The following is a 17474-nucleotide window of genomic DNA, read 5'->3' on the forward strand; positions in this document are numbered from 1 at the left end:
CTTAGGAGCTAACGGTCAGCCGATCAAGCAGGGCTTCCAGGGTGTTGAAGCGCTCTTCGCCGCGTTCCATGGGTACTTGGAACTTGAACAGGGTGGCGCCTTCGAATTTGTAGCGGTTGGGCTGGCTCTGGATCAGCTTGATCAGCACCAGCGGGTCGACGCAGGTGTCGGCGGCAAACTCGAGACGCCCGCCCTGGGGCCCGGCGTCGATCTTCTTGATGCCGAGCTTCTCCGCCTGCAGCTTGAGCAGGGTCAGGCGCATCAGGTTCTTGGTCGGCTCCGGCAGCAGGCCGAAGCGGTCGATCATCTCCACCTGCAATTCCTTCAGGCCGTCTTCGTCGGCGGCCGAGGCGATGCGCTTGTAGAGGATCAGGCGGGTATGCACGTCCGGCAGGTAGTCGTCGGGAATCAATGCCGGCACGCGCAGGTTGACCTCCGGCCCACCGCCCAGCGGTTGCTCCAGGTTCGGCTGCTCGCCCTTGCGGATGGCTTTGACGGCCCGCTCCAGCATTTCCATATAGAGGGTGAAGCCGACTGCCTGGATCTGCCCGCTCTGGCCGTCGCCGAGCAGTTCGCCAGCGCCGCGGATTTCCAGGTCGTGGGTGGCCAGGACGAAGCCGGCACCTAGATCCTGGGCGTTGGCGATGGCCTCCAGGCGCTTCTGCGCGTCTTCGGTCATGCCCTTGCGTGGCGGGGTGAGCAGGTAGGCGTAGGCCTGGTGGTGGCTGCGGCCGACGCGGCCGCGCAACTGGTGCAGCTGGGCCAGGCCGAACTTGTCGGCACGCTCGATGAGGATGGTGTTGGCGCTGGGCACGTCGATGCCGGTCTCGATGATGGTCGAGGCCACCAGCACGTTGAAGCGCTTGTGGTAGAAGTCGCTCATCACCCGTTCCAGCTCGCGCTCGTGCATCTGCCCGTGGCCGATGCCGACGCGTGCCTCGGGTACCAGGGCCTGCAGGTCGGCGGCGCACTTCTCGATGGTCTTCACGTCGTTGTGCAGGTAGTACACCTGGCCGCCACGCAGCAGTTCGCGCAGCAGCGCTTCCTTGATCACCGAATCCTGCTGCTCCAGGACGAAGGTGCGCACCGACAGACGGCGGGCCGGCGGGGTGGCGATGATCGACAGGTCGCGCATGCCCGACACCGCCATGTTCAGCGTGCGTGGGATGGGGGTGGCGGTGAGGGTGAGAATGTCGACCTCGCTGCGCAGGGCCTTGAGCTGCTCCTTCTGGCGCACGCCGAAGCGGTGCTCCTCGTCGATGATGCACAGGCCGAGGTCCTTGAAGCGCACATCGTCCTGCAGCAGCTTGTGGGTGCCGATGACGATGTCGATCTTGCCCTCGGCCAGCTTGGCCACCGCCTCGTTGACTTCCTTGGCGGTCTTGAAGCGGCTCATTACCTCCACGGTTACCGGCCAGTCGGCAAAGCGGTCGCGGAAGCTGTTGTAGTGCTGCTGGGCGAGCAGGGTGGTGGGCACCAGCACCGCCACCTGCTTGCCGCTGTGTACGGCGATAAAGGCCGCGCGCATGGCCACCTCGGTCTTGCCGAAGCCGACGTCGCCGCAGACCAGGCGATCCATTGGCTTGCCGGCCAGCATGTCGGCGCGCACCGCGTCGATGGCGGCCTGCTGGTCCGGGGTTTCCTCGAAGGGAAAGCCGGCGCTGAAGGTGGCGTAGTCGACGGCCGGATCCCTGAACGCATGGCCCTCGCGGGCGGCGCGGCGGGCGTAGATATCCAGCAGTTCGGCGGCTACGTCGCGCACCTGCTCGGCGGCCTTGCGCTTGGCCTTCTGCCAGGTCTCCGAGCCGAGGCGGTGCAGCGGCGCCAGGGCGTCGTCGCTGCCGGTGTAGCGGGCAATCAGGTGCAGGCTGGCCACCGGCACGTAGAGCTTGGCTTCCTCGGCGTACATCAGGGCAAGGAATTCGGCGGCCTGGCCATCGAATTCCATGGTCACCAGGCCCAGATAGCGACCGACGCCATGGTCGATATGCACTACCGGCGCGCCTTCGCGCAGCTCGGTGAGGTTCTTGATCACGTTGTCGCCGCCGTCGCGCGACTTCTCGCGGCGGCGACGCTGCATCACCCGTTGGCCGAACAGCGGGCTTTCGGCGATCAGGGCGATCTGGTCGAGCAGCAGGCCTTCGTCCAGCGGGGCGATGCAGATGGCCAGGCGCTCGCGGCTGGCGGTGAATTCATGCCAGTTGGCCACTTCCAGCGGCTTGAGCTTGAGGCGTGCCAGCAGCTCCAGCAGCACCTCGCGGCGGCCGGCGGACTCGGCGCAGAACAGCACGCGGCCCGGATATTCCTCGATAAAGCGACGCAGCGCGGCCAGCGGCTCGCTGGCCTTGGCCTGGATGGCCAGGTCGGGCAGGGCGCGGGCGTCGAAGCGCTCGCGGCCGACGCCGACCTCGACGTCTTCCTGGCTCACCACCACGCGCGGCCATTGCTTGAGGCGGGCGAAGCAGTCCTCCACCGGCAGGAAGATGTCGGCCGGTGGCAGCAGTGGGCGTTCCGGGTCGACGCGGCGGTCCTCGTAGCGGGTGCGCGCATCCAGCCAGAACTGCTCGGCGGCCTGCTCGATGCCCGGCAAGGAGAACACCTGGGTGTCGCCCGGTAGGTAATCGAACAGGGTGCCGGTTTCCTCGAAGAACAGCGGCAGGTAGTACTCGATGCCGGCCGGGGTGATGCCGGAGGCGAGGTCCTGGTAGATCGGGCAGCGGCGATAGTCGACGTCGAAGCGCTCGCGGAAACGCCCGCGGAAGTCGGTGACGGCCTTTTTCTCCAGTGGGAATTCGCGGGCCGGCAGCAGGCGGATCGACTCGACCTTGTCCACCGAGCGCTGGGTCTCGGGGTCGAAGGTGCGCAGCGTCTCGATTTCGTCGTCGAACAGGTCGATGCGGTAGGGCGTCTCGCTGCCCATGGGGAACAGGTCGATCAGCGCGCCGCGCACGGCGAACTCACCGTGCTCGTAGACGGTGTCCACGCAGCGGTAGCCCGCGGCCTCCAGGCGCGCGCGCATCTCCTCGACATCGAGCTTCTGGCCGACGTCCAGCAGCAGGCCCGAACCGAGCAGGAAGCGGGTCGGCGCCAGGCGATGCAGGGCGGTGGCGATCGGTACCACCAGCACGCCGTGCTTGATCTCCGGCAGGCGGTAGAGGGTGGCGATGCGCTGGGAGATGATGTCCTGGTGCGGCGAGAAGACGTCGTAGGGCAGGGTTTCCCAGTCGGGGAAGTGCAGCACCGGGAGGTCGGGGGCGAAGAACGCCAGTTCTTCCTGCAGGCGCTCGGCGCTTTGGCTATCGGCGGTCAGCAGCAGGGTGAAGCGTTTGGCGGCGCTGGCCGCCTCGGCCACGGCCAGGCTTAGCGCGGCGCCGGGCAGGTTGCCCCAGTGCTGTTTGCCGGCGGCGGCGGGAAGTTTGGGTAGGCGCAGAACGGACACGGGTGGTTCGACCCCAGGCAAATGGAGCGGCGATTGTAGCGAGCGTTCCCGCGTGGCGCACGGGCAGCGTGCCGTCTGGCGCAGCGGATTGCCCGGCAGGTATGGGTGCGGGCATAATGTAGCCCCTTTTTTCAGCCCCTACATGTGGAAGGTATTGCCCGTGACTCAGAAGCCCGACCAGTGTCTCGGTGAATGGATCGATCGTGAAGCGCTTGCTGAAGCGATGATTCCGCTGATTGGCCAGCTGTACCGCAATAACAATGTGGTGACCTCGATCTACGGCCGTGGCCTGATCAACCGTTCGGTTATCGATATCCTCAAGGCGCATCGCTTCGCCCGTCATCGCCTGGCTGATCAGGCTGAGCTGTCGGTGCATGACACCTTCCCGATGCTCAAGGCGATGAGCGAACTCAAGCTGGGTGCTGCTTCGGTCGACCTGGGCAAGCTGGCCGGCAAGTTCAAGGCCGAGGGCAATGGCCGCAGCGTCGAGCAGTTCGTCAAGGACGAACTGGCTGTCGTGGTCGGTCAGCAAGGCGTGAACAAGCGTCAGGGTACCGATGTGGTGCTTTACGGCTTCGGTCGTATTGGTCGCCTGCTGGCGCGCATTCTGGTCGAGAAGACCGGTGGTGGCGACGGCCTGCGTCTGCGCGCCATCGTGGTGCGCAAAGGCGCCGAGAATGATCTGGTCAAGCGTGCCAGCCTGCTGCGTCGTGATTCGGTACATGGTCCGTTCAACGGCACCATCACCATCGATGAAGCCAGCAACACCATTACCGCCAACGGCAACCTGATCCAGGTGATCTACTCCAACGATCCGGCGTCCATCGACTACACCCAGTACGGCATCAACAATGCCCTGCTGGTCGACAACACCGGCAAATGGCGTGACGCCGAGGGCCTGGGCCAGCACCTGAAGTGCCCGGGTATCGACCGCGTGGTGCTCACCGCTCCGGGCAAGGGCGCGCTGAAGAACATCGTGCATGGCATCAACCATGGCGATATCAGCGCCGATGACAAGATCATCTCCGCGGCGTCCTGCACCACCAACGCCATCGTGCCGGTGCTCAAGGCGGTGAATGACCAGTACGGTATCGTCAACGGTCATGTCGAAACCGTTCACTCGTACACCAACGACCAGAACCTGATCGACAACTTCCACAAGGGCAGTCGTCGTGGCCGCAGCGCCGCGCTGAACATGGTGATCACCGAGACCGGTGCTGCTACTGCCGCTGCCAAGGCCCTGCCGGTGCTGAAAGGCAAGCTGACCGGCAACGCCATTCGCGTGCCGACGCCGAACGTGTCCATGGCCATTCTCAACCTGAACCTGGAGAAGGCCTGCACTCGCGAAGAGATCAACGAGTACTTGCGCCAGATGGCCATGCACTCGGATCTGCAGAAGCAGATCGACTTCGTCAGCTCGCAGGAAGTGGTATCCACCGACTTCGTCGGCTCGCGTCACGCCGGTGTGGTCGATGCCGAAGCCACCATTGCCAACGACAATCGCGTGGTGCTCTACGTGTGGTACGACAACGAGTTCGGCTACAGTTGCCAGGTGGTACGCGTGATGGAAGACATGGCTGGGGTCAACCCGCCGGCCTTCCCGCGCTGAGTGTCTGGCAGGGGCGGCTAACCTGCTTCGGCGGTTGTGCGGCCCCTGGCTGGCGTGAAAAGAAACGGGGGCTGCGGCTCCCGTTTTTCGTTGAGGTCTCTCGTGGGTGATCCCCAAGGGAGCGGTTTTTCACCGGGCACTACCCGTGCCAGGTTCTACAGGTACTGACAATGGATACTTCCATGCAGGGTGGCGAGCTCAAGCGCGGCTTGCAGAATCGCCATATCCAGCTGATCGCCCTGGGTGGCGCGATTGGCACCGGGCTGTTTCTCGGCTCTGCCGGCGTGCTGCGTTCGGCCGGGCCTTCGATGATTCTTGGCTATGCGATTGCCGGTTTCATCGCCTTCCTGATCATGCGTCAACTGGGTGAAATGATCGTCGAAGAGCCGGTCGCCGGTTCTTTCAGTCACTTTGCGCATAAGTACTGGGGCGGCTACGCCGGCTTTCTGTCCGGTTGGAACTACTGGGTGCTTTATGTGCTGGTAGGCATGGCCGAGCTGACGGCGGTGGGTAAGTACGTGCAGTTCTGGTGGCCAGAGATTCCTACCTGGGCGACCGCGGCGGCCTTCTTCGTGCTGATCAATGCCATCAACCTGACCAATGTGAAGGTGTTTGGCGAAACCGAGTTCTGGTTCGCGCTGATCAAGGTAGTGGCGATCATTGGCATGATCCTGCTGGGGGTGTTCCTGCTGGTTTCCGGTAAGGGTGGCGAGCAGGCGGCAGTCAGTAACCTGTGGGCGCATGGCGGTTTCTTCCCCAATGGCTGGCAGGGCCTGCTGATGGTCCTGGCGATCATCATGTTCTCCTTCGGCGGCTTGGAGTTGGTGGGGATTACTGCGGCAGAAGCCGAAGAGCCGCGCAAGGTCATTCCCAAGGCGATCAATCAGGTGATCTGGCGGATTCTGATTTTCTATATCGGAGCGCTCAGCGTGCTGCTGATGCTCTATCCCTGGGATCAGTTGCTGGAAACCCTGGGCGCAGCGGGCGATCCCTACAGCGGCAGTCCGTTCGTGCAGATCTTCTCGCTGATTGGCAGTGATACGGCGGCGCATCTGCTCAACTTCGTGGTGCTGACGGCGGCACTGTCGGTCTACAACAGTGGTGTGTACTGCAATAGTCGCATGCTGTATGCGCTGGCCGAGCAGGGTGACGCACCCAGGTCGCTGATGAAGGTCAACCGCCGTGGGGTCCCGGTGCTGGCGCTGGGTGTATCGGCGTTGATTACCCTGCTGTGCGTAGTGGTCAACTACCTGGCACCGCAACAGGCTCTGGAGATGCTCATGGCGCTGGTGGTCGCTTCGCTGGTGATCAACTGGGCGATGATCAGTCTGTCGCACCTGAAGTTTCGCAAAACGCTGCAGGCGCAGGGTGTGCGTCCGCACTTCCGGGCGTTTTGGTATCCCTTTGCCAACTACCTGTGTCTGGCGTTCGTGGGGCTGATCCTCTGGGTGATGCTGCAGATTCCCGGAATCCACCTGTCGGTCTATGCCATTCCGCTCTGGCTGCTGCTGCTCGGTTTTTGTTACTGGCTGCGGCAGCGTCGCGGTACTGCCTGAAGCGCGTTGCAAGGCTTGATCCGCCTTGTGCGGATGAACGCCCCGTCGTCTGTGCGGGGCGTTTTCGCGCGTGTTGCGTGGGGCTCAAATTCCTCGGTATTGCTGCGCTAGCCTGGTCTCTGGCGAAATGCAGCAAGATCTTTGATAGGCATGATTTGGATCATTCCCTGGTGGGCGCTTTGTCTGTTATGGGGATGACAATATGTCGCACATAAAGGGCTTGAACCTTCCGGCGAGTCTGTCTTTTCGGGCAGAAAAAGCACTGTCTCGGGTGGCCAGTTAGGGTGCCCGCCTCTATAATCCGAGGGTTTTTTGCTCCGGGTCCCGCGGTTGTCTGTGGTGTCATCCCGTCAGGATGCGCCCTTGCCAACATGCAAGCGACGACCTGACCCGGGAAAAGTTCACAACAGTGATTAGGCGAACCCTATGATAACAATCAAGCGTGGTTTGGACCTGCCTATCACCGGCACGCCCGCGCAGCGTATCGAGGCCGCTCGGCCGGTACGTAGCGTGGCCATTGTCGGCTTCGACTATCACGGTATGAAGCCAACCATGAACGTGCAGGTAGGTGACCGGGTTAAACTCGGCCAGGTTCTATTCTCCGACAAGAAAAATCCCGGCGTGGTCTTCACGGCGCCCGGTGCGGGCGTGGTGAGTGCTATTCATCGTGGCCAGCAGCGTGTTCTGCAGTCCGTGGTGATCGACCTAGATGGCGATGAGCAGGAAACCTTTGCCAGCTATAGCGCTGCGCAACTGGATACCCTGGATGCTCAGGCTGTGCGCGACAACCTGCAGCAGTCCGGCCTGTGGACGGCGCTGCGCACGCGCCCCTACAGCAAGGTGCCGGCAGTCGATGCGGTGCCCAGTTCGATCTTTGTGACCGCCATCGACACCCATCCGCTGGCCGCTGATCCGGCATTGGTGATTGCCGAACAGGCCGAGGCTTTCGAGCAGGGTCTCAAGGTGCTGAGTCGCCTGGCGCGGGTTTTCCTGTGCAAGGCGCCTGGCGCCGCACTGCCCGGTGAGAATCTGTCGCAGGTCAAGACCGAGAGCTTTGCCGGTCCGCACCCGGCCGGCCTGGCTGGCACACATATCCATTTCCTAGATCCGGTGAGTGCCAATAAAACGGTCTGGAGCATTGGCTATCAGGACGTCATCGCTGTCGGCAAACTCTTTACTACCGGTCAGCTCTCTGTTGAGCGCGTAGTGGCTCTGGGTGGTCCGGTGGTTGAGCAGCCGCGTTTGCTGCGTACCCGTCTGGGCGCCTGCCTGAACGAGCTGACCGCCGGTGAGCTTAAGCTGGGTAACAACCGGGTGATTTCCGGTTCGGTGTTTGGCGGTCGCAATGCTCGTGGTGCTTTTGCCTATCTGGGGCGCTATCACCAGCAGGTCAGTTGCCTGGCTGAAGGCAATGATCGCGAGATGCTGCATTACCTGCGTGCCGGTGTGAACAAACACTCGGTACTCAACGTGTTCGTTTCCAAACTGATGGGCGGCAAGCGCTTCGACTTTACCACCACGACCAATGGCAGTCCGCGTGCCATGGTGCCGGTGGGTAACTATGAAAAAGTCATGCCGCTGGACATCCTGCCCACCCAGTTGCTGCGCCTGCTGATCGTCGGCGATACCGAGATGGCCCAGAAGCTTGGCTGCCTTGAGCTGGATGAGGAAGACCTGGCCCTGTGCAGCTACGTCTGTGCAGGCAAGTACGAGTACGGTCCGATCCTGCGTGACAACCTCACCCGTATCGAGAAGGAGGGTTAAGCCATGGGGATTCGTCAGTTCCTCGACAAGATCGAACACAACTTCGAGAAGGGGGGCAAGTACCAGAACTGGTATGCGCTCTACGAAGCCGTCGATACCTTCTTCTATCGTCCGGGTAGCGTAACCAAGACAACGGCCCATGTGCGTGACGGCATTGACCTCAAGCGCATGATGATTACCGTTTGGTTGTGTACCTTCCCGGCGATGTTCTTCGGTATGTGGAACATCGGCTTCCAGGCCAACAGCATCTTTGCCAGTAATCCCGAGTTGTTGGCGGCACAGGACGGCTGGCGCTTCGGCCTGGTCGGTGCGCTGGCAGGATTCGATGCCGGCAGCCTGTGGGACAACCTGATCCAGGGTGCTGCCTACTTCCTGCCGGTGTACCTGACGGCGTTTATCGTGGGTGGTTTCTGGGAAGTCTTGTTTGCCTCGATTCGCAAGCACGAAGTCAACGAAGGTTTCTTCGTAACCTCGATCCTGTTTGCCCTGATTCTGCCGCCGAGCATTCCGCTGTGGCAGGTAGCGCTGGGCATCAGCTTCGGCGTGGTGATCGGCAAGGAAGTGTTTGGTGGTACCGGCAAGAACTTCCTCAACCCGGCCCTTACGGGTCGTGCCTTCCTGTTCTTTGCCTACCCGGCGCAGATGTCCGGTGACATGGTATGGACGGCCGTCGACGGCTTTGCTGGCGCTACTGCGCTGAGCCTGGCTGCGGCGGGGGGTATCGAGAACGTGATTGGCCAAGGCATCAGCTGGAGCCAGGCGTTCATCGGTACCGTGCAGGGCTCGATGGGTGAGACCAGCACGTTGGCCATTCTTATCGGTGGTTTCTTCCTGCTGCTGACCCGTATCGCGGCCTGGCGCATTGTCGCCGGGGTGATGATTGGCATGGTGGGGCTGTCGACGCTGTTCAACCTGATCGGCTCCGACAGCAATCCGATGTTCGCCATGCCCTGGTATTGGCACCTGGTCGTCGGCGGTTTCGCCTTCGGCATGATCTTCATGGCCACTGATCCGGTGTCGGCGTCCATGACCAATACCGGCAAGTGGTTCTTCGGCGCACTGATCGGGGTGATGGTGGTATTGATCCGTGTGGTCAACCCGGCCTTCCCCGAGGGCATGATGCTGGCGATTCTGTTCGCCAACCTGTTTGCCCCGCTGATCGACCATTTCGTCATTCAGGCCAATATCAAGCGGAGGCTGGCACGCAATGTCTAGTCAAAAAGAATCCACCGTCCGTACGCTGACGGTGGCGGTTCTGGTGTGCCTGGTGTGCTCGGTATTCGTCGCCGGCGCGGCCATTGCCCTGAAACCGACACAAATCGAGAACCGTGTCCTCGACAAGCAGCGCAGTATCCTCAGCATCGCTGGCCTCGGTCAGCCGGGGATGTCGGCACGCGAGGTCAAGGCGCTGTACAAGAGCAGCATCAAGGCCCGCATTGTCGACCTGCAGACGGGTAAGTTCAGCGACGCACAAAACGTTGCGACCTTCGACCCGCTCAAGGCAGCCAAGGATCCCAAACTGTCCAAGGTTCTTCCGGGTGGTGAGGATATTGCCGGTATCAAGCGTCAGGAACGCTACAGCACGGTTTACATGGTAGAGAAAGACGGTCAGCTGGAAACGCTGATTCTGCCGGTGCGTGGCTATGGGCTGTGGTCGACCCTGTACGGTTTCATGGCCATCAAGGGTGATCTGAATACCGTGGTTGGCATGGGTTTCTACCAGCATGGGGAAACTCCCGGCCTGGGCGGCGAAGTAGACAATCCGAAGTGGAAGGGCCTGTGGCCTGGCAAGACCCTGTTCGATGCCGATGGCAAACTGGCCGTTGGCGTTGTCAAGGGGGCTCAGGGTGACCACCAGGTGGACTCCCTGGCCGGGGCCACGTTGACCAGTAATGGTGTCCACAATCTGTTGCAGTTCTGGCTTGGCCAGAGCGGCTTCGGTCCCTTCATCGCCCATCTGCGTGCAGGGGAGGCTTGATCATGTCGCAACCAACCATCAAGGAAGTTCTGCTTAATCCGATTTTCAACAACAACCCGATCGGCCTGCAGATTCTCGGTATCTGTTCCGCTCTGGCGGTTACCTCCAACCTCAAGACAGCACTGGTGATGTCGCTAGCGCTGACCCTGGTGACCGGCTTCTCCAACCTGTTCATCTCGATGATCCGCAGCCAGATCCCCAGCTCGATCCGCATGATCGTGCAGATGGTGATCATCGCTTCATTGGTGATCGTGGTTGATCAGGTGCTCAAGGCCTATGCCTACTCGCTGTCCAAACAGCTGTCGGTCTTCGTCGGCCTGATCATCACCAACTGCATCGTGATGGGCCGTGCTGAAGCCTTTGCCATGCAGAACCCGCCGGTACTGTCGTTCTTCGACGGTATCGGTAACGGTCTGGGCTACAGTGCCATGTTGATCGTGCTGGGAACCGTGCGTGAGCTGTTTGGCGCCGGCAAGCTGCTGGGCTACGAGATCATCCCGGTAGTCAATGATGGTGGCTGGTATCAGCCCAATGGTCTGTTGCTGTTGCCACCTTCGGCGTTCTTCCTGATTGGCCTGATCATCTGGGCATTGCGCAGCTGGAAAAAGGATCAACTGGAAAAGCCGGCTTTCCGCATGGCACCGCATGTCTCGGATAAGGAGGCTTACTAATGGAACATTACATTAGCCTGTTCGTGAAGGCAGTGTTCATTGAGAACATGGCGCTGGCCTTCTTCCTGGGCATGTGTACCTTCATCGCCATTTCCAAGAAGGTCGAAACAGCGATTGGCCTGGGCATTGCGGTTGTCGTGGTGCAAACCATTACCGTGCCTGCCAACAACCTGATCTATGCCTATCTGCTCAAGGATGGCGCCCTGGCCTGGGCAGGTCTGCCGGAAGTCGATCTGTCCTTCCTCGGTTTGCTCAGCTATATCGGGGTGATCGCGGCGATCGTACAGATCATGGAAATGCTCCTGGATAAGTACGTGCCCTCGCTGTACAACGCCTTGGGTGTTTTCCTGCCGCTGATCACCGTGAACTGCGCCATCATGGGTGGCACGTTGTTCATGGTCGAACGGGACTACAACCTTTCCGAGAGTGTCGTCTACGGTGTCGGCTCCGGCTTTTCGTGGGCGCTGGCCATTGCCTTGCTGGCTGGCATTCGTGAAAAGTTGAAGTACAGCGATGTGCCTGATGGCCTTCAGGGGTTGGGCATCACCTTCATCACCATCGGCCTGATGTCGCTGGGCTTCATGTCCTTCTCCGGCGTGCAGCTGTAAGGAACGGGTGAGCATATGATCAACTTTGAAATTTTTCTTGCCATCGGCATGTTCACCGCCATTGTCCTGGCGTTGGTGCTGGTGATCCTGGTTGCACGTGCCAAGCTGGTATCCAGTGGTGATGTGACCATCGAGATCAATGGCGAAAAAACCATTACTGTTCCTGCGGGGGGTAAGCTGCTGCAGACCCTGGCAGATAACAGCATCTTCCTGTCTTCTGCCTGTGGTGGTGGCGGTACCTGCGCGCAGTGCAAGTGCGTAGTCGAGTCGGGTGGTGGCGAAATGCTGCCGACCGAGGAGTCGCACTTCACCAAGCGCGAGGCCAAGGCCGGCTGGCGCCTGTCCTGTCAGACCCCGGTCAAGCAGAACATGAAGATCGAGGTGCCGGAAGAAGTCTTCGGCGTGAAGAAGTGGGAATGCACGGTGGAATCCAACCCCAACGTGGCCACCTTCATCAAGGAGCTGACTCTCAAGCTGCCGGAAGGCGAGAACGTCGACTTCCGCGCCGGTGGTTATGTGCAGCTGGAGTGCCCGCCGCATGTGGTCAACTACAAGGACTTCGATATCCAGCCGGAATACCGCGGCGACTGGGACAAGTTCAACATGTGGCGCTACGTGTCCAAAGTCGACGAGACGGTGATTCGTGCCTACTCGATGGCGAACTATCCGGAAGAGCGCGGCCTGGTCAAGTTCAATATCCGTATTGCTTCGCCGCCCCCCGGCAAGGATGAGATTCCGCCGGGCAAGATGTCGTCTTATGTGTTCAGCCTCAAACCGGGCGACAAGATCACTGTGTACGGTCCCTTTGGTGAGTTCTTTGCCAAGGATACCGACAACGAGATGGTGTTCATTGGTGGCGGTGCCGGTATGGCGCCGATGCGTTCGCACATCTTCGACCAGCTCAAGCGTTTGAAATCCAAGCGTAAGATCAGCTTCTGGTACGGTGCGCGCTCCATGCGCGAAGCGTTCTATGTCGAGGAATATGACCAGCTGCAGGCCGAGAACGACAACTTCAAGTGGCATTTGGCGCTGTCTGATCCGCAGCCCGAGGACAACTGGAATGGTCTGACTGGTTTCATCCACAACGTGCTGTACGAGAACTACCTGCGTGATCATCCGGCACCGGAAGATTGCGAGTTCTACATGTGCGGCCCGCCCATGATGAACGCAGCGGTCATCAAGATGTTGCTGGACCTGGGTGTAGAGCGCGAGAACATTCTGCTGGACGACTTCGGCGGCTGACATGTTCCCACGCTGGTTTGGCCCTCTCGCTGCCGTCGTCCTGACGGCGGCAACCCTGGCAGGCTGCTCCGACACCCTGGAGCAGTTTGCCGGGCCGACCATGGGCAGTACCTACTCGATCAAATACGTGCGCAGTTCGCAGGCGCCGACGGTCGGGGAGGTGCGTGCCGCGGTCGACGACATTCTTTCCACGCTTGATCGACAAGTGTCTACCTACCGTAGCGACTCCGACCTGCAGCGCTTCAATGCGTTGCCAGCAGGGCAGTGCCTGGCTATGCCGCCAAGCGTTGTGCAGCTGACCGCCTTCGGGCAGAGCCTGGCGCAACGCAGCGCAGGAGCGTTCGACCTGACCCTGGAGCCTTTGCTCAATCTATGGGGCTTCGGCCCGCAGTCGCGTGGCCAGCAGGTGCCGGATGCGGCAGCGATTGCCGGTGTTCTGCAACAGATTGGCTTGCAGCATGTGCGTATCGAGGGTGAGCAGCTGTGCAAGGATATTGACCTGCAACTGGAGTTCAACAGCATTGCCGCCGGTTATGCCGTTGATCAGGTATCTGCCTACCTGCGTAGCCAGGGTATTCACAACTATCTGGTGGAAATTACCGGCGAGTTGCAGGCCCGTGGTCATAAGCCCGATGGTTCTTCCTGGCGTATCGGTGTCGAAGCACCGCGCGAGGATCGCCAGGTGGCCCAGCAGGTACTGAACATCGACGGTTGGTCGGTGTCGACTTCAGGTGACTACCGCAATTACTACGAGGAAAACGGTGTGCGACTGTCGCATACCCTCGACCCGCGTACCGGACATCCGGTGAGCCATGCCCTGGCGGCGGTCACCGTGCTGCATGAGTCGGCGTTGCAAGCCGATGGCCTGTCTACCCTGCTCATGGTGCTGGGGCCGGAGCAAGGCCTGGCCTATGCGGAGAAGGAACAACTGGCGGCGTTGTTCGTCAGTCGCGTCAAGGGTGAGTTTGTCTCACAGGCGAGTAGTGTGTTTACCCAACGCTTCGCTACAGAGGAGAACTGAGCATGACCTGGCTACTGGTTTTTTTGTTTATGCTGCTGGTGGTGCTGGCCATGGCGGTCGGCGTGATCATGGGGCGCAAGCCGATCGCCGGTTCCTGTGGTGGGATCGCCAATCTGGGCATCGAAAAGGAGTGCTCGATTTGCGGCGGCGTGCGTGAGAAGTGTGAAGAAGTGAATCGCGACAAATCCGCGCAGCCGGAGGCTCAGGCCTACGACGCGACCAAGCGCTAATGGCGCCCGGCTGTCTGCCGGCGTAGCCTGGCAGCAGCTACCTATAACAATCAGGCGATGCCTGGCTTGTGCCCACAAGGCGCCCGGCATTTCCCCAAGGAGTAAGCATGGCTGTCTATAACTACGATGTAGTGGTGCTGGGGACTGGCCCGGCGGGCGAGGGGGCGGCGATGAATGCCGCCAAGGCAGGGCGCAAGGTGGCGGTGGTGGACAACCGTCCGCTGGTCGGTGGCAACTGCACGCACCTCGGTACCATTCCCTCCAAGGCCTTGCGCCACTCTGTGCGACAGATCATGCAATACAATACCAACCCGCTATTTCGCCAGATTGGTGAGCCACGTTGGTTTTCCTTTCCGGATGTATTGAAAAGTGCCGAGCGGGTGATCAGCAAGCAGGTGGCCTCGCGCACCGGCTACTACGCGCGTAACCGGATCGACAGTTTTTTCGGAACCGCCAGTTTTGCCGATGAGCACAGTATCGAGGTGGTTTGTCTCAATGGCGTGGTTGAGCGCTTGGTCGCCAAGCAAATCGTCATCGCTACCGGATCACGTCCCTACCGGCCGGCAGATATCGATTTCACTCACCCGCGTATCTATGACAGCGATACCATCCTGACGCTTAGCCATACCCCGCGGCGCATGATCATCTATGGTGCCGGGGTGATTGGTTGCGAATATGCCTCCATCTTCAGCGGGCTTGGCGTGCTGATCGACCTGATCGACAACCGCGATCAGCTGCTTAGCTTCCTGGATGATGAGATCTCCGATGCGTTGAGCTATCACCTGCGCAACTCCAATGTGATCATCCGTCACAACGAGGAGTACGAACGTATCGAGGGGGTGGAAAACGGTGTCGTGCTGCACCTGAAGTCGGGCAAGAAGATCAAGGCCGATGCATTGCTCTGGTGCAACGGCCGGACCGGCAATACTGACTCGCTGGCACTGGAGAATATCGGTATCGAAGTCAACAGCCGTGGGCAGATCAAAGTTGACCAGCATTACCGTACCGAAGTCAGCAATATCTACGCCGCCGGCGATGTGATTGGCTGGCCGAGCCTGGCCAGTGCCGCCTATGACCAGGGGCGCTCGGCCGCGGGCAGTATCGTCGAGAATGACAGTTGGCGTTTTGTCGATGACGTGCCGACCGGTATCTATACCATTCCGGAGATCAGCTCAATCGGCAAGACCGAGCGTGAGCTGACCCAGGCCAAGGTGCCTTATGAAGTAGGTAAGGCCTTCTTCAAGGGTATGGCCCGTGCGCAGATTGCCGTTGAGCCGGTGGGCATGCTGAAGATCCTCTTCCATCGGGAAACCTTGCAAGTGCTGGGTGTGCACTGCTTTGGCTACCAGGCCTCGGAGATCGTGCATATTGGCCAGGCGATCATGAACCAGCCAGGCGAAGCCAATTCGCTGAAGTACTTCGTCAATACCACCTTCAACTACCCGACCATGGCTGAAGCCTATCGGGTAGCGGCGTTTGATGGGCTCAATCGGCTTTTTTGAGCGGCTCCGGCTGGCGGCCTGAGCCGGCCGGGGAGGATGTGCTGCAGTGGCTGTCCCGCTGGTCCTGGCCGAATCGGGAAAGCCTGTAGCCCGCAGGCCGATATAAAGGCGCGACCTGGGGTTGCGCCTTTATGCATTCAGGGGCTGCCAATGACCTGGCGGGCCAGGCCAGGGAAGTCGCTAATCAGGCTGTCTACGCCCAGTGCAGCCAGGCGCTGCATGAGCAAGGGCTGGTTAACCGTCCATGCCGAGACATGCAGTCCGGCCCGCTGCGCCCGCTGTAGGCGTTGCGGGCTGCACAGTTGCCAGTTCAGGGCAAGCAGTGAGCAGCCCATGCGCTGCGCCACGCGCACTGGTTCCAGCCAGGCGCGCTCGGCGACCAGGCCGCGTTGCAGCTCAGGGGCCAACTCCCGGGCGGCCTTGAGTACCGTCAGCGAACTGGACGTTAAGGTCACGTGCTCGACCAGTCCGTATTGCTGGCAGAGTGCGGCAATGGCCCGCACCAGGCGTGCCGAACCCGTTCGCGAAGCGCTCTTGACCTCCAGTTGCCAGTGTTCGAAGGCGCACTGCTCGAACAGCTCGGCGAGTGTTGGGATCGGGCAGGGTTGTGGCCAGGAAGGGCCGCCATGGCGTGCATCCATGTGCTGTAGTTCAGCCGCATCATAGTGGCTGACTTTGCCTCGGCGTCCTGTGGTGCGGCGCAGGGTCGGGTCGTGAATGACCATCAGTTGCCCGTCGCGGGACAGGTGCAGGTCCAGTTCGCAGCGGGTAACCCCCTGTGCCAGACAGCGCTGAAAACTGGCCAGGGTATTTTCCGGCGCCTCACCACGCGCACCGCGGTGGCCATATAGCAAGGTCATGGCTGGCTCGCTGTGGGGCGGTGATGGGCAACGCTGCGGATGACATGGCGGTATTCGAAATACACCGAAAACTCGCGATAGTCCCAGCGGGTAATGGGCGGCTGGCCAACCGCAGGATGTTCATGGTCGGGCAGGCCGAAGCGCTCGAGTACGCTGCGCTGGCTTTCTCCCAGGCGCGGCAGGCTTTCGCGCAGGGCAGGTTGCGCCTGGTTGCCCAGGGGGATCAGCAAGGTTTCCGCGCAGGCCGGGGCAAGAGGCATCAGCAGGCTCAGCGAGAGGAACAGGCGAGGGCTCATGATTTGTCTTCCTGGCGTGCCTGGCGGCGTTGCAAGGCTTGCTTCTGCAATATGTGACGGGCGAGCAGTTGGCGCTGCGCTTCGGTCAGGGCTTCGAACTCGGTACCCACTTCGTATTGACCGTCGCCGAGCGCTTGGCAATGGATGACCTGGGCGCGCAACAACAGGCCGAGCGCCTGGGGCATCAGTACCATTTTCAGCGCCAGGTGGCTGCCCTCGGCCAGTGCCTGATTGCACATGAAGCCTGCACCTCCCTCGGACAGGGTTACCTGGCGGGGCTGGCCGATGTCTTGCAGAAGGTTTTGCGTCAGTGCCTGGCCCAGCAGGTCGATGCGTTTGTTGATCACCTTGAGGTAGCTGGCCAGGGTGCGGTCACGCTCGCTGATGTGGCGCAGCAGGTGCTGCGACTCATAGTCCAGCAGGTGCAGGTCGCTGAGCAGATTGAACAGTGGCGAGGAATCGTTGAGCACGCTGCTGGGCTGGGCTTCCGGGCCGCTGAGCAGGCGGAAATCCAGTGCGATGGTGTCTTCGATACGGTAGTATTCGCGGCGGTCATCCGCCTCTGGCGTGGACATGGCGAACCCAGATCAGTGTCGGTGGTCCGAGTGTAAACGCTGCTTGCCAGCCCTCGCCAGCAGGACCTTCGGCAAAGATCGCCGAGCTTGCATGGACGCCCGGGCGATTGTCGCCGTTCTCTC

Annotated in this window: 15 protein-coding genes; 11 read left to right on the plus strand and 4 right to left on the minus strand. The window is 60.9% G+C overall.

Annotated features, from left to right (window positions below; genetic code table 11):
* Position 1 precedes the first annotated feature (1 nt).
* The gene (gene mfd / locus CFY91_RS15090) at positions 2–3439 is read right to left on the minus strand and encodes a transcription-repair coupling factor (protein WP_093987212.1); all 3438 of its coding nucleotides are present in this window, start codon (positions 3437–3439) and stop codon (positions 2–4) included.
* A 142-nt stretch (positions 3440–3581) separates the two neighbouring features.
* Between mfd and CFY91_RS15095 the strand changes: the two genes are divergently transcribed.
* The 11 genes from CFY91_RS15095 (at position 3582) to sthA (ending at position 15620) form a co-directional block, all read left to right on the plus strand.
* Positions 3582–5048 carry a glyceraldehyde-3-phosphate dehydrogenase gene (locus CFY91_RS15095; protein WP_093987213.1) on the plus strand — a complete coding sequence of 489 codons (1467 nt, stop codon included), beginning with the start codon at positions 3582–3584 and terminating at the stop codon, positions 5046–5048.
* 170 nt (positions 5049–5218) lie between these two features.
* Entirely contained in the window at positions 5219–6604 is a 1386-nt protein-coding gene (locus CFY91_RS15100) for an amino acid permease (RefSeq protein ID WP_165765339.1), read from the plus strand.
* A gap of 426 nt (positions 6605–7030) precedes the next feature.
* The gene (locus CFY91_RS15105; RefSeq protein ID WP_093987215.1) at positions 7031–8368 is read left to right on the plus strand and encodes a Na(+)-translocating NADH-quinone reductase subunit A; all 1338 of its coding nucleotides are present in this window, start codon (positions 7031–7033) and stop codon (positions 8366–8368) included.
* Between the two features lie 3 nt (positions 8369–8371).
* Positions 8372–9583 (plus strand): NADH:ubiquinone reductase (Na(+)-transporting) subunit B, encoded by a 1212-nt coding sequence (locus CFY91_RS15110; protein ID WP_093987216.1) that lies wholly within the window; start codon positions 8372–8374, stop codon positions 9581–9583.
* Positions 9576–10346: a Na(+)-translocating NADH-quinone reductase subunit C gene (locus CFY91_RS15115; RefSeq protein WP_093987217.1), complete on the plus strand. Its 771-nt coding sequence runs from the start codon at positions 9576–9578 to the stop codon at positions 10344–10346. The genes CFY91_RS15110 and CFY91_RS15115 overlap by 8 nt, the downstream gene beginning before the upstream one ends.
* Complete coding sequence (locus CFY91_RS15120) at positions 10343–11017, plus strand: NADH:ubiquinone reductase (Na(+)-transporting) subunit D (protein ID WP_170307353.1); 675 nt, start codon at positions 10343–10345, stop codon at positions 11015–11017. The genes CFY91_RS15115 and CFY91_RS15120 overlap by 4 nt, the downstream gene beginning before the upstream one ends.
* A complete protein-coding gene (gene nqrE, locus CFY91_RS15125; RefSeq protein ID WP_093987219.1) occupies positions 11017–11625 on the plus strand; it encodes an NADH:ubiquinone reductase (Na(+)-transporting) subunit E in 609 nt (202 codons plus the stop codon). Before CFY91_RS15120 ends, nqrE begins: the two co-directional genes overlap by 1 nt.
* A 15-nt stretch (positions 11626–11640) precedes the next feature.
* On the plus strand, positions 11641–12867 hold the full coding sequence (gene nqrF, locus CFY91_RS15130) for an NADH:ubiquinone reductase (Na(+)-transporting) subunit F (protein WP_093987220.1): 1227 nt from the start codon (positions 11641–11643) through the stop codon (positions 12865–12867).
* 1 nt (position 12868) lies between these two features.
* Complete coding sequence (locus CFY91_RS15135) at positions 12869–13888, plus strand: FAD:protein FMN transferase (protein WP_093987221.1); 1020 nt, start codon at positions 12869–12871, stop codon at positions 13886–13888.
* A gap of 2 nt (positions 13889–13890) precedes the next feature.
* Positions 13891–14118 (plus strand): (Na+)-NQR maturation NqrM, encoded by a 228-nt coding sequence (gene nqrM / locus CFY91_RS15140; protein WP_093987222.1) that lies wholly within the window; start codon positions 13891–13893, stop codon positions 14116–14118.
* Between the two features lie 107 nt (positions 14119–14225).
* Positions 14226–15620 carry a Si-specific NAD(P)(+) transhydrogenase gene (gene sthA / locus CFY91_RS15145; RefSeq protein ID WP_093987223.1) on the plus strand — a complete coding sequence of 465 codons (1395 nt, stop codon included), beginning with the start codon at positions 14226–14228 and terminating at the stop codon, positions 15618–15620.
* A 137-nt stretch (positions 15621–15757) separates the two neighbouring features.
* On the opposite strand, the gene CFY91_RS15150 is transcribed toward sthA, so the two are convergent.
* The 3 genes from CFY91_RS15150 to CFY91_RS15160 are packed head-to-tail and all read right to left on the minus strand — an operon-like array spanning position 15758 to position 17351.
* Positions 15758–16480 (minus strand): glycerophosphodiester phosphodiesterase, encoded by a 723-nt coding sequence (locus CFY91_RS15150; protein ID WP_093987224.1) that lies wholly within the window; start codon positions 16478–16480, stop codon positions 15758–15760.
* A complete protein-coding gene (locus CFY91_RS15155) occupies positions 16477–16776 on the minus strand; it encodes a phosphodiesterase (protein ID WP_093987225.1) in 300 nt (99 codons plus the stop codon). The genes CFY91_RS15150 and CFY91_RS15155 overlap by 4 nt, the downstream gene beginning before the upstream one ends.
* Positions 16773–17351, minus strand: a complete 579-nt coding sequence (locus tag CFY91_RS15160; protein WP_093987226.1) for a PilZ domain-containing protein — start codon at positions 17349–17351, stop codon at positions 16773–16775. Before CFY91_RS15160 ends, CFY91_RS15155 begins: the two co-directional genes overlap by 4 nt.
* Positions 17352–17474 lie beyond the last annotated feature (123 nt).

This window comes from Pseudomonas fluvialis, assembly GCF_002234375.1.
Taxonomy (GTDB): domain Bacteria; phylum Pseudomonadota; class Gammaproteobacteria; order Pseudomonadales; family Pseudomonadaceae; genus Aquipseudomonas; species Aquipseudomonas fluvialis.

Excerpts from the sequence above, each read along its gene's own strand:
- CFY91_RS15095 (WP_093987213.1), top strand. The coding sequence starts at position 3,582 with ATGTGGAAGGTATTGCCCGTGACTCAGAAGCCCGACCAGTGTCTCGGT.
- CFY91_RS15100 (WP_165765339.1), top strand. The coding sequence starts at position 5,219 with ATGGATACTTCCATGCAGGGTGGCGAGCTCAAGCGCGGCTTGCAGAAT.
- CFY91_RS15105 (WP_093987215.1), top strand. The coding sequence starts at position 7,031 with ATGATAACAATCAAGCGTGGTTTGGACCTGCCTATCACCGGCACGCCC.
- CFY91_RS15110 (WP_093987216.1), top strand. The coding sequence starts at position 8,372 with ATGGGGATTCGTCAGTTCCTCGACAAGATCGAACACAACTTCGAGAAG.
- CFY91_RS15115 (WP_093987217.1), top strand. The coding sequence starts at position 9,576 with ATGTCTAGTCAAAAAGAATCCACCGTCCGTACGCTGACGGTGGCGGTT.
- nqrE (WP_093987219.1), top strand. The coding sequence starts at position 11,017 with ATGGAACATTACATTAGCCTGTTCGTGAAGGCAGTGTTCATTGAGAAC.
- nqrF (WP_093987220.1), top strand. The coding sequence starts at position 11,641 with ATGATCAACTTTGAAATTTTTCTTGCCATCGGCATGTTCACCGCCATT.
- CFY91_RS15135 (WP_093987221.1), top strand. The coding sequence starts at position 12,869 with ATGTTCCCACGCTGGTTTGGCCCTCTCGCTGCCGTCGTCCTGACGGCG.
- nqrM (WP_093987222.1), top strand. The coding sequence starts at position 13,891 with ATGACCTGGCTACTGGTTTTTTTGTTTATGCTGCTGGTGGTGCTGGCC.
- sthA (WP_093987223.1), top strand. The coding sequence starts at position 14,226 with ATGGCTGTCTATAACTACGATGTAGTGGTGCTGGGGACTGGCCCGGCG.
- CFY91_RS15150 (WP_093987224.1), bottom strand. The coding sequence starts at position 16,480 with ATGACCTTGCTATATGGCCACCGCGGTGCGCGTGGTGAGGCGCCGGAA.
- CFY91_RS15155 (WP_093987225.1), bottom strand. The coding sequence starts at position 16,776 with ATGAGCCCTCGCCTGTTCCTCTCGCTGAGCCTGCTGATGCCTCTTGCC.
- CFY91_RS15160 (WP_093987226.1), bottom strand. The coding sequence starts at position 17,351 with ATGTCCACGCCAGAGGCGGATGACCGCCGCGAATACTACCGTATCGAA.